The organism is Kaistella rhinocerotis (genome assembly GCF_030243905.1).
Taxonomy (GTDB): domain Bacteria; phylum Bacteroidota; class Bacteroidia; order Flavobacteriales; family Weeksellaceae; genus Kaistella; species Kaistella rhinocerotis.
Genome location: NZ_JASSYY010000001.1, coordinates 368677 through 380797, shown reverse-complemented (window position 1 = coordinate 380797; position 12121 = coordinate 368677). Strand labels below are relative to the sequence as shown.

Below are 12121 nucleotides of genomic sequence, written 5' to 3'. Positions count from 1 at the left end.
TATACACAATTTCAATACGGCAGATGCTATGGTTTGTGGTCTAATTTAATCTTTAAAATCTGCTCTTTTCATATCATTGAAGCGCTAAATTTCATGGTGAGTTAGTTCGTTACAGCTGAAAAACCTTATTTTCGCATATCTGAATTTTATCTATGAAAAACTGGAGTTTCAAACAGTGGAATACCGTCCTCGGATGGGTAGTATTTGTTATCGCTTTTTTGACTTATCTATCGACTATTGAGCGCTACCTGAGCTTTTGGGATACTGGTGAATACATCGCCTCTGCAGTAAAGCTTGAAGTGACACATGCACCGGGTGCAGCACTTTTCCAGCTCGTAGGTGCCGTGGCAGCGATGCTGGCATTTGGGGATGTGGAAAACTACTCAATTGTCATCAATGCAATGTCCGCGCTTTTCAGCGCCCTTACGGTATTGTTCCTTTTCTGGATCATCACGCATTTGGTTCGCAGATTACTGAACAAAGATTTTGAGCAGATCACGCGGCACGAGGAGATTTCGATCCTGTTTGCAGGTGCGATTGGCGCACTTTGTTTTACTTTTTCAGATACATTTTGGTTCTCTGCTGTGGAAGGTGAAGTTTATTCGATGGCTTCGCTTTTTATCGCGCTTTTGGTTTGGCTTATTACGAAATGGGAGAATGAATATCACGACTCAGACAATGAAAGGTGGATCATACTGATTTTCTTTGTTACAGGTCTTTCAATCGGTGTTCACATGATGTGTATGTTGGCAATTCCGGCCGTTTGTTTTATTTATTATGCAAGGAATTACGATTTTACCTGGAAAAGCTTTCTATGGGCAAATGCAATTACGCTTGTGATATTAGGAATTGTCTTCAAAGGCATTTTTCCGCTGATAATGACCCTGTTCGGACGAATGGAAATCTTTGCCGTAAACGGCATTGGTCTGCCGTTTCACTCAGGAACTGTAATCGCGTTCATTATTCTGATCAGCTTGTGCTACTTCGCCATTAAATATGCTAAAAATTCCGGGAAAAGTATTTGGCAGACCATCGCATTGTCTGTAGTATATATGATCATCGGTTTTTCATGCTGGATGGTAATTCCGATCCGTGCGAATGCAAATCCACCCATGAACCTGAACAATCCGGATAACGCGATCGGGATGCTCGATTATTACAACCGTGAGCAATATGGCGACTGGCCAACCTCCTATGGTCAGAACTACACGGCTTATCTTGACGCCAATGGAATCCAGAAAAACGAAGACGGCAGCTATAAAACCAAAAAAACGGGTGATGTTTACGAAAAAGACGAAAAAACAGGTACGTATCTGAAAGTGGGCGACCGTTTCAATTACGTGTTCAGTGAAGCGCACGTTGGTTTTATGCCGAGAATGTTCAGTGAGGATAAAGATGTAATGTCAAATTACATTTCAATGTATGGCGCGCCTGATTTTTCATTTAATTATGATAATCCGGACGTTGCTGAAAGCCCGGAAGCTAAACAAATATTTGAGGAATTGCGCGGCAAGTTTGACGCAGGTACGATACGGGCTGATGACTATCTTAAAGTGAAGCCTTATAATCTGATTAACATCCAAAAGCCGTCCCTCGCTCAAAACCTTGATTATTTTTTCACTTTTCAAAACGGGTATTACTTCGTACGTTATCTGATGTGGAACTTCGTCGGCCGCCAGAATGACCTCGAAGGTAACATGGAAAACAACCGCGGCAACTGGATTTCAGGCATTCCTGTTATTGATAATGCAATGTGGGGTGACCAAAGCCAAATGCCCGCAAAATTCAAAAACGAAAGCACCGTAGCCTTCTTTTTTCTTCCGCTGCTATTGGGAATTCTAGGTTTTTTCTTTCAGCTGAACCGTGATTTCGGACGCTTCTACGCCATACTTTCACTGTTCATCATCACAAGCGTCGGAATTATTTTCTATACCGGCGTCAAACCTTTTGAAGTGCGCGAACGTGATTATGCAATGGTGGGGTCCTTTTTCGCATTTGCCGTGTGGATAGGGCTTGGCGCGGCGGCACTTCTTTGGGCTGTTCAGAAAAAGATAAAATCAGATGCAGCAAACGTAGCGGTTGGCGTTATCCTTTTAGGTATTCCGCTGATGATGGGCTTCCAGAATTATACACCGCATGACCGAAGTGGCCGTTCAGCTGCTTATGATTATGCCTATTCCACATTAAAATCGTTACCGAAAAACGATATTTTGTTCGTTTATGGGGATAATGATACGTATCCGATTTGGGGAATGCAGGAAACATCCGGTTTGCGTGATGATGTGAAAGTAGTGAACTTTACGCTTCTTTCCACACCGTGGAATATCGATCAGGTAAAACGCCGGACTTATAACTCAATGCCGATACCGTCGATTCTCACGCATGAAGATTACCGCGACGGGACCAATGACCAGATATTCCTGATGAGTCCTGAAGACTGGCAAAATGTTTTTGCGAACCTTAAAGACCAGGGCGCGCCTGAAAGTGCATTCGCAGGATTCAGAAAATACCTTACACAGGATTCGATGACATTAAAGGAAGCCTTGAATTTCGTCAGAACAAAATCTGATGACAAAGATGAGATCCTGAAAATGCTTTTTGGTGAGGAGAAATTTGAAAAGTTCAATTTCCTGCCTGTAAGCAGATTCATACTTCCGGTGAATAAAGAAAACGCACTCAAATCGGGTACCATTGAGGCCAAGGATCTTAATCAGGTTGTAGACCAAATTACGATTGATTACAGAAGATCGAGTATGTTTAAAAACAATCTCCTGCTTTTGGATATGCTTGCGAATAACGACTGGAAGAGGCCTATCAATTTTTCAACAGGCGGAATTTATGATCCGGAGAACATTTTCTATCTGGGTGATTATCTTCAGTTTGACGGTTTCAGTTACCGACTTGTACCGATTAAGACAGAAGAGCGTGAAGACGGTGAAATGGGACGCGTAGACGCAAACTCACTTTATAATATCGTAAAAAACTACCGTTGGGGCAATTTTAAAGACCTGAATGTGCATTTTGATGAAACCTGTATGCAGAATATCGTAAGCTACAGAAGTTCCGCCAGCCGCGCAGCAGAAGCACTTGCGCTTTCGGGACAGCGAGCAAAGGCGCTGGAAGTCCTGGATCTGGCTTCCCGCGAAATTCCGGTGGCGAAATACAATGATCCGCGTTCGCTGAGTTCGATGGTTTACGGATACATCGTAGCGGGCCAGGAACAAAAAGGTTTAAAGCTTGCTGAAGAACTCAAGAAAGGAATTTTCGAAGAATATGATTATTACAGCAGGCTTTCTGCAAGCGAACAAATGTTTGTTTCGCGGCAAATGCGTACAAAACCGATGGAATATTCACTTGTGGTGGGCGCAGTGAGTGACGCTTATGACAGACTTGGAAAAAGGGATAAGGGTTATAACTACGTCGTAAAATCTATTGAACCTATTGACAAACGTTTCAACGGTTTTGTGAAAAATCTTGAGATTATGGGGAAGGAGAAGGCGTACAAAGAGTCTGAGAAAGTACAGAAGATAACGCCATTTTACACGTATCTGTTTGATATAATGAATCCGTACGATTCTACCTACAGCCAGGAGAAAGAAACGCAGATCACTAATGCGGTGATCCGAGCCACGCAATAATTCCGCAATGATGAGGTTCTGTGCATTCCTTCGCGGTGTAAATGTGAATGGCACTTCAATGAAGATGGCCGACGTTTGTGATGTTTTTGAAAGTGCGGGATTGAGTGAAGTTTCATCTGTTTTGGCATCGGGAAACATTCTTTTTTCGTCCGAAAAGTCGGTAAACGAGCTTAAAATTTCACTTGAAAGAGCAATGAGCGATCATTTTAAATATGACGCTTTTATGTTCATTAAAACCAATGATGAAGTGAAGCAGATTTTGCAGGATGTACCGTTTCAAAACGATTCCTCATCTCACATCTACGCTTTCATCGGTGAAGATGGCGTTGATAAGATGTTGGATGATGAATTCAGTAAACTAGAAGCATCAGAAACCGAAAAAGCAAAAGTAGTAAACCATCATTTTTACTGGCAAAATTCAAAAGGCAACACCGTTAAGTCAGATTTCGGAAAAATACTCGGGAACAAACGTTACAAACATCTCGTAACTTCACGTAATATTAATACTATTGAAAAGATTTTGCAGAAGCTGTAAATTCACATTCTACTTTTTTCAATTTAAATTTTTAAATATAATGATTCAATACCTTGATAATATTCAGCACAAAAAATCAAAAAACTTTTTCCTGATTGCCGGACCCTGCATCATCGAAGGTGAGGACATGGCTTTACGAATCGCGGAAAAGGTGATAGAGATCACCAACAAATATGAGATTCCTTATATCTTCAAAGGCAGTTTCAAAAAAGCCAACCGCAGCCGTGTAGATTCATTCACCACGATTGGCGAAGAAAAATCGCTTGAGATACTAAAAAAAGTAGGCGAAACTTTTAATATTCCTACTACCACGGATATTCACGAGAACGACCACGCAGCACTTGCTGCAAATTATGTAGACGTACTGCAAATCCCGGCATTTCTGGTTCGACAAACCGATCTGTTGGTAGCTGCAGCCAAAACAGGGAAGTGCGTAACGCTGAAAAAAGGACAGTTTCTTTCACCGGAAGCTATGAAATTTGCGGTTGAAAAAGTGACAGATTCGGGCAACCAAAAAACCGCTATCATCGAACGCGGGAACTCATTTGGATATACAGATTTAGTCGTAGATTTCCGCGGAATCCCAACGATGAGACATTATGCGCCAGTGATTCTGGATGTAACGCATTCACTTCAGCAACCCAACCAAAACTCCGGTGTGACTGGCGGAAGACCTGAACTTATCGAAACCATTGCCAAAGCCGGAATCGCTGTGGGTGCAGACGGACTTTTCATTGAAACACATCCCGACCCCAGCTGTGCTTTATCAGACGGCGCGAACATGCTGCAACTTGACAAACTCGAGGATCTGCTGCAGAAATTGACCCGCGTGCGCGAAGCTGTGCTTTAAAATTTGCTATCTTTAAAAACTAAACTTCAAACCATTGAAAAAGATATTTCTACTGTTTGCCTTTGTTCCGGCAGTTCTGTCCGCGCAAATCACCCTGAAAGTATTAGACGAAAACGGAGCGCCGGTAAGCGCGGCCAATGTTTATTATAACAACGGAAGCTTTACTACAGACGAGAATGGAATGGTAAAAATTCCGGTAGCTGCTACGGAGCAGCAACTTCAGGTTTCAAAAGAGAATTTTTTCAGCTTCAGCAAAAACATTAAACCGACGCCGAAAGTACAGAATGTGAACGTACTTTTCAAAGATTCCGGGCGCGAAACCCAGATTCAGGAAGTTGTTTTTCAGAAAAAAAGCAAACCAAAAGTTACCGATCTCACCTCTGTAGAAATCACAGCAAAAGAGGCTCAGCAGGTCGCGTCGCTTTCCGGTGGCGTTGAAGGATTGCTGAAGACCCTTCCGTCGGTTAACTCAAATACCGAACTTTCCTCACAGTATATGGTGCGTGGCGGTAATTACGATGAAAACCTTATATACATCAATGATATCGAGATTTACAGACCTTTCCTGATCCGCAATTCGCTGCAGGAGGGCATGAGCATCATCAATCCGGATATGGTGCAGGCCATCAACTTTTCAGCGGGTGGTTTTGAAGCAAAATACGGCGACAAAATGTCTTCGGCGCTGAATATTTATTACAGACAGCCTACCAAATTTGAAGTTTCAGGAGAAGCAAGCCTGATCGGAGCAAGACTTTCCACAGGCTTTGCTACGAAAGACCGAAAACTTTCTGCGCTTTTCTCCGGACGTTACCGAAATACAAATCTGGTCCTTAATACTTTGAATGAAGACACAGATTTTAATCCACAGTATCTTGATTTTCAATCTTATATTACTTACAGACTGAACAGTAAATGGGATTTTTCCTTCATCGGTTACTACAGTAAGAATGATTATGAGATGATTCCGAAAGTGAAGGAAGTAGATTTTGGATCATTACAAACGCCACTCAGACTCAGCGTTTTCTATAACGGCCAGGAAGATGATGCCTATAAAAACATGATGGGTACGGCCTCGATCAACTTTAAGCCAAACAAAAAATGGACTTTCACATTAGATAATTTTGCTTATCAAAACCGTGAACGCGAGTATTATTCCATTGCTTCTGCTTATTTATTGCAAACTTTTGATCCGATCACTGGCGACCCAATTACCTCTTACGATGTGGGTGGACAGATTGATCATGCACGGAACGACTTATTGGTGAAAACATACGGCAGCCAGCTTAAAACCCGTTTTTCACCCGATGTGAACACAGATTTTGAAGTAGGGTTAAAGTTCGAAAAAGAAAACCTCAAAGATTTCACCAATGAATGGCAGCTTGTCGATTCGCTTGGTTACAGCACGCCGCGCGATTATACAGATCCAGGAACATTGGATCCGTCTGATCTGAGACTGCGTTTTCATATTGCAGGCCAGAATCACATTCAGCCTACGCGTCTTTCGGGATATGCGCAGTTTTCGAAAAAACTTTTTTGGGGAACAAACCGTGTATTTGTGAACGCGGGCGTCCGTGCTTCACACTGGGATTTCAATGATGAAACCATAATTTCGCCACGTGCGCAGTTTGCCATAAAGCCAGACTGGGAAATGGACATGCTGTTTAAACTTTCCGGCGGAATCTATTATCAGGCGCCATTTTACAAGGAAATCAAAGATTTAGACGGTAATTTCAATCCAAACATCAAATCTCAGCGGTCAATGCAGGTAATTCTGTCCAATGATTACGAGTTCCGCATGCTTGAACGTCCGTTTAAACTCACAACAGAAGCGTATTATAAGAAAATGGATAACCTGATTCCTTATTATCTAGATAATGTGAGGATAAGGTATTCGGGCAAAAACAATTCGGAAGGTTATGCTTACGGCGTTGACACGCGTCTTTTCGGTGAATTTGTTCCCGGAATCGATTCGTGGATTTCCGCCAGTTATGCGCGTGTATTTGAAAATATTGATGGTCACGGAGATATTTCCAGACCAACTGATCCGCGCTTCAGATTTTCAATGTTTTACCAGGATTATATGCCGAAATTTCCGTCTATGCGTGTAAATTTAACGTTGACATACGCCAACGGACTTCCTTCCGGAACACCGATCACACTGGATGAAAACGGCCAACCGGATTACACGGCGCCGTATCTGTACCAGCGTACTTTGCCGTCGTACAAACGAGTAGACATTGGTTTGTCTAAAGTGTTCATCGACCAGAAAGACAACAAAGTAAACAGCGGTTTCTGGAGTAATTTCAATGAACTCACCCTCGGCGTACAGATATTCAACGCGTTCAACATTCAAAATACAGTTGCCAACCAGTGGGTGAACGATGTTTCATCGGGCTACAACTATCCGGTTCCGGTTCGGATGACCGGCCGTTTCTTCAATGTAAAGCTTGAATTTAAACTTTAAAAAAAGTTTATCCCGAAAATAAAAAATCCTGAAATGTAAAGTTTCAGGATTTCTTTTTTAGCATAAATAATTTAAAACTAATCTTTTTCCGCATTCAGGTCCAATGTGGTGTATAGATCGGAACGGCGGTCGCTCATCGTACGTACCGCGCCATAATGATGCAGTTCTTTGAGTAAATTTAAATCTACATCAACGATTAAAGTAGTTTCCGTATTCGGTGTAGCTTCGCCTTTCACGGCATTGGATGGAAATGCAAAATCAGATGGCGTGAAAACCGCGGCCTGACCGTACTGGATATCCATATTGTTTACACCCGGAAGATTCCCGACACAACCCGCAATGGCAACATAACATTCGTTTTCGATCGCCCTGGCCGCAGCGCAGTGTCGGACCCGAACATAGGCGTTTTGCGTATCAGTAAGGTAAGGTACGAACAGGATTTTCATTCCCTGATCGGCTAAGATGCGCGGCAGTTCGGGGAATTCTACATCATAGCAAATCACAAGGCCTACTTTTCCGCAATCTGTATCAATCACTTTTATTTCGCTGCCACCTTTCATGCCGTAGAATTTTCTTTCGTTGGGTGTGATGTGAATTTTACGGTGCTCATCGATCTTTCCGTCACGGTGCAGCAAATAACTCACGTTATAAAGATCACCGTTTTCTACCAGCGGCATACTGCCGGCGATGATATTGATGTTGTAACCAATCGCCAGCTCAGAGATTTTATTCTTAATCTGATCTGTAAGTTCGGCCAGTTTAAACATACTTTCGCGCTCCGAAAGATGGTTGAAAGGCGCAAGTAGAGGCGTATTGAAGAATTCCGGGAACATGATGAAATCCGATTTATAATCAGCCATCACATTTACGAAAAATTCTACCTGTTCATAAAACGCATCGATGGTCTTGAAGTGACGCATTTGCCACTGAACAAGTCCGAGGCGGATCACCGAATCCTGCATCGTATTCGGTTTTTTGCTGTAATAGATGTTGTTCCATTGCAGCAAAACCGCATTTTCCTCGGAATGTAAATCTTCCGGAAGGTAGTTTTTAAGAATCCTTACCGGTAAAAAATTGTTTGCGAGCTGAAAACTCAGTACCGGATCGTACAGCTCCTTGTTCCGCACTTTCTGGATATAGGCACGCGGCGAAAGTTTATCGCTGTGCAGATGATAATTAGGAATTCTGCCGCCAACCATGATGGATTTTAAGTTCAGCGTTTCGCAAAGTTCCTTCCGCACGTCATAAAGTCTTCGGGCGAGACGAAGTTTTCGGTACTCCGGATCTACAAAAACTTCAATGCCATAGAGCACATTTCCGGTTTCAGAATGGGTATTGAACGTATAATTTCCTGTAATTTCCTTGTAGGTGTGATCGTCCCCATACAACTCATACTGCACGATAAGCGAAAGCGCCACCGCGGCTATTTTGCCGTCGACGGTGATGCAAATCTGGCCGTCACGAAAGATCCGGATGAGTTTCTGGATACTTTTTTTCGACCAAATGCTCTGAGACATTGTCGGGTACGCTTTCATCATTGTTTCCCGCAGTTCTTCGTAGTCTTCTACTGCAAGTTTTCTTATATCAATCTGCATAATATTGTCTTTAAATTTTTAAACCACTAATCCTGAAGAATGATCTTCCGTACTTCCCGTGGCTGAAGACAGTACGTTGATTTTATTATTAAGTTTCAAAACGCCCATAAATGCAAAAATCAGGGCTTCTTTGTAATCAATGATTTCCTTTTCGGGGATGATGATTTCTGCTCTGCACTTTGTTTTTATCCTTTCAATTAAAAACGAATTGTAAGTTCCGCCGCCGGTAAAAAAGACTTTCTTCAAATCAAATTTTCCCAGCGTTTCAGCTATTTGAAGAGCTGCATGTTCCGTGAACGTCGCGAGTAGATCTTCAGCCATCTGATCCTGTATTAACGGATCGATGTTTTCTTCAACCCATTCAATACCTAATGATTTTGGAGGAGCGTACTTGTAGTAGGGAAGCGCGTTCAAAGAATTTAAAAGTTCCGGAATAATTTTTCCGCTGCGCGCGATCGCGCCATTTTTGTCATAATTTAAATTTAAAACCTTTGCAAAACGGTTCAGCACGATATTTACCGGACAAATATCAAACGCAACCCGTCTTTTATCCGCTTTAAAAGAAATGTTCGAGAATCCGCCCAGGTTCACACAGGCATCGTATCCGGCGAAAAGTAATTCATCACCAATGGGGACTAAGGGCGCACCGTTGCCACCCATCAGCACATCCTGACTTCGGAAATCATATACTACCGGAATTTTTACTATCGTATTAATCGCACGTCCGTCACCAATTTGCAGAGTAAACTTATTCTGAGGTTGATGAAAAACCGTGTGGCCGTGGGAAGCAACCAGATCTACGTTGCTTAGTTGATTCTCTCGGATAAATTTTTGAACCTGCCCACCGAGATAAAATCCATATTCAGAATTCAAGGCTAAAAGTTTTGCGGAGCTAAGTTGTGTTGAATTGCGAAGCTTGAATTCCCATTCTTCACTGTAGCCGACAGTTTCGGCATGGAGAATTTTGAAATTCCAATCACCACCATCGAACTGAAACCGAACAAAGCAGATATCCAGCCCGTCAAGGCTGGTGCCGGACATTAATCCAATCGCGTGAAATTCCATCAAATAAAAACCGTTTGACGCGAATTTACGAAATATTATTGGCCTTGTTCGGGGATTTTCTGTGCGCTGATGTTGCCGGAATTATTAAAAAATGTGTACTCGCTGAAATCATCTTTTGCCTTCATACCATTGGCACCGACGAGCGTCGAACCATCTTTGTCGGTAACGTACACGGTGTCTGAAGTATAAATCAGACGTTTGTTCTGGTCCCAGAATACCGACTGCATCGCGAACATCTGATTTTCATTTGTTGTAATGCGCACGTTGCCTTTCGCCTCATAAAATTTCTTCTTTTCGTTGAATTTGGCATATTTTGCCACGATTTTGCCCGGAACATTCGGTTTTTTCTTATCGTAGAAAAGTATGTTGATTCCTTTCCTTGCCACGATATACGGCGAGTCGATATATTCGTACTTCTCTATGAGGGGCGCCGTAGCACGCAGCTTTACCATACCTGAATCACGCTGTACAATGTTCGCGCGGTTGATAATTTGTGAAGGGAAGTTGGTATTGTTGTTCTGATTGACTTTTGTAAGATCTTCTTCGCAAGAAATAAGCGCAAAAAATATAGCACAACCCAGAAGGCCTGCTATACTTGAAGGAAATATTTTGTTCTGACGAATCATTTCTTAATCATAAAGACGTTTTTGGAACCACTTATCAGCGAAATTCAAACCAATTCGGAAGTTCACAAAATTTTGACGGATCATATTGTTCTCCAGCGTGCCCCGTTTTCCAATTTCTAAACCTACATCGATGCCACTCAGGCGGTTTGCGCTTCGGTTCTCAAATGGCAGCGTAAGTCCGCCGGTGATCGCAAACTGGTTGATATCAGTTCCGTTAAATGAAAGATTACCTTTCTCGTAATAAGCACCATAACGGTAGGTCACTCGTGAAAAATAACTTCTGAAATTATTAAAGTTTGGCAAATACCAACCTCCCGCGGCAATTCTGTAAGAATTCTGGTTTACAAAGGGCTGACCCAAGAACTGGATTGTCTCACCTTTTTTATAATCGAACTGAGTTCCTAAAAACCATTTTGCATCACGACCATAGCCCGCACCCACCGAAAATTCCGTTGGGATCAAATTCTTATCGGAGCTGTACTGCTCATCGATAATGCTTATGTTGGTTTTGTCGGAATTATTGTTGTAGAAGTAGGTACTGTTCATGTAGCTGGTCTCCATCTGCCCGGTATTCCCGAAAGTGTAGGTGGCACCAAGCGTCAACTTGCGGTCTAGACCGTATTTTTTCTGATAAGCTGTACCCAGAGTAAAGTTGAACGTCTTCACCTTGTTTCGGGTTTCGTATCCGTTAATGAGTTCCGCATTGCTGTACGTCAGTTCATTGATATCATATAGATTACCAAAATAGAAATTGGTTCGTGCGCCTAATGCAAATTCGGGTGTGATTTGGTAGGCGAGTGCAGCTTGAACGGTGCTCAAAGTACCTTCACCACGGAAAAGGTTTGCTTCTGTAACCCCATCTTGCTCATTTTGAACCAAAACGGAGTATTTTTTTGAACTGTACGGCTGATAACCGACTCCAAATTTCACTTTCGGTGAAAGCGGGAATGCAATTGAAAGATTTGATAAGTAAGTAGAGTGCTTATTCACACTCATGTTATCGTAATTCGACTTGAAAAAATTGTTTTCGTTGGTAGCTTCTACTTTGATTGTCGTCAGCTCAAGATTTTTGCTGGCTGCCGGGTTGCTGAAATTGAAATTATTATTAAAATCCCAAATATAAGCTGTAGAAATACCGCCCATCGCATTCACATCCGTCGTATTGTCATACTTCACATCTCCAATTCCGAAGGCGGCGTACGGTGAATTACCAATTGTTTGCGCGCTGGCAAAAAAAACCGCGGCGACCATTGGCAACACAAAAAATTTTTTCATTCGTTATTTTTAAAAATAATGCGCAAATATCTTAATTATTACTGAATTGAAGAAATTTTACAGAGGTTAAAGT

General features: G+C 42.2%; 8 protein-coding genes. 4 read left to right on the top strand and 4 right to left on the bottom strand.

Going from position 1 to position 12121, the window contains the following annotated elements; translation table 11 throughout:
• Positions 1-152 precede the first annotated feature (152 nt).
• Genes QEP06_RS01730 through QEP06_RS01715 form a run of 4 tightly spaced genes read left to right on the top strand, consistent with a single transcriptional unit; the run spans position 153 to position 7487 of the window.
• Complete coding sequence (locus QEP06_RS01730; RefSeq protein ID WP_285268803.1) at positions 153-3638, top strand: glycosyltransferase family 117 protein; 3486 nt, start codon at positions 153-155, stop codon at positions 3636-3638.
• 7 nt (positions 3639-3645) lie between these two features.
• The gene (locus QEP06_RS01725) at positions 3646-4173 is read left to right on the top strand and encodes a DUF1697 domain-containing protein (protein ID WP_285268802.1); all 528 of its coding nucleotides are present in this window, start codon (positions 3646-3648) and stop codon (positions 4171-4173) included.
• Between the two features lie 40 nt (positions 4174-4213).
• On the top strand, positions 4214-5023 hold the full coding sequence (kdsA, locus tag QEP06_RS01720) for a 3-deoxy-8-phosphooctulonate synthase (protein ID WP_285268801.1): 810 nt from the start codon (positions 4214-4216) through the stop codon (positions 5021-5023).
• A 34-nt stretch (positions 5024-5057) separates the two neighbouring features.
• On the top strand, positions 5058-7487 hold the full coding sequence (locus QEP06_RS01715; RefSeq protein ID WP_285268800.1) for a TonB-dependent receptor plug domain-containing protein: 2430 nt from the start codon (positions 5058-5060) through the stop codon (positions 7485-7487).
• 77 nt (positions 7488-7564) lie between these two features.
• Here QEP06_RS01715 and QEP06_RS01710 read toward each other — a convergent pair whose 3' ends face one another.
• The 4 genes from QEP06_RS01710 to bamG are packed head-to-tail and all read right to left on the bottom strand — an operon-like array spanning position 7565 to position 12048.
• Entirely contained in the window at positions 7565-9082 is a 1518-nt protein-coding gene (locus QEP06_RS01710) for a carbon-nitrogen hydrolase family protein (RefSeq protein ID WP_285268799.1), read from the bottom strand.
• A gap of 18 nt (positions 9083-9100) precedes the next feature.
• The gene (locus QEP06_RS01705) at positions 9101-10147 is read right to left on the bottom strand and encodes an anhydro-N-acetylmuramic acid kinase (protein WP_285268798.1); all 1047 of its coding nucleotides are present in this window, start codon (positions 10145-10147) and stop codon (positions 9101-9103) included.
• 35 nt (positions 10148-10182) lie between these two features.
• On the bottom strand, positions 10183-10773 hold the full coding sequence (gene lptC, locus QEP06_RS01700) for an LPS export ABC transporter periplasmic protein LptC (protein ID WP_251833377.1): 591 nt from the start codon (positions 10771-10773) through the stop codon (positions 10183-10185).
• A 3-nt stretch (positions 10774-10776) separates the two neighbouring features.
• Positions 10777-12048, bottom strand: coding sequence for a BamG family beta-barrel-assembly machinery protein (gene bamG / locus QEP06_RS01695; protein WP_285268797.1), 1272 nt, complete (start codon positions 12046-12048; stop codon positions 10777-10779).
• Positions 12049-12121 lie beyond the last annotated feature (73 nt).

Coding starts and splice junctions, on each gene's coding strand:
- QEP06_RS01730 (WP_285268803.1), top strand. CDS start 153: ATGAAAAACTGGAGTTTCAAACAGTGGAATACCGTCCTCGGATGGGTA.
- QEP06_RS01725 (WP_285268802.1), top strand. CDS start 3,646: ATGATGAGGTTCTGTGCATTCCTTCGCGGTGTAAATGTGAATGGCACT.
- kdsA (WP_285268801.1), top strand. CDS start 4,214: ATGATTCAATACCTTGATAATATTCAGCACAAAAAATCAAAAAACTTT.
- QEP06_RS01710 (WP_285268799.1), bottom strand. CDS start 9,082: ATGCAGATTGATATAAGAAAACTTGCAGTAGAAGACTACGAAGAACTG.
- QEP06_RS01705 (WP_285268798.1), bottom strand. CDS start 10,147: ATGGAATTTCACGCGATTGGATTAATGTCCGGCACCAGCCTTGACGGG.
- lptC (WP_251833377.1), bottom strand. CDS start 10,773: ATGATTCGTCAGAACAAAATATTTCCTTCAAGTATAGCAGGCCTTCTG.
- bamG (WP_285268797.1), bottom strand. CDS start 12,048: ATGAAAAAATTTTTTGTGTTGCCAATGGTCGCCGCGGTTTTTTTTGCC.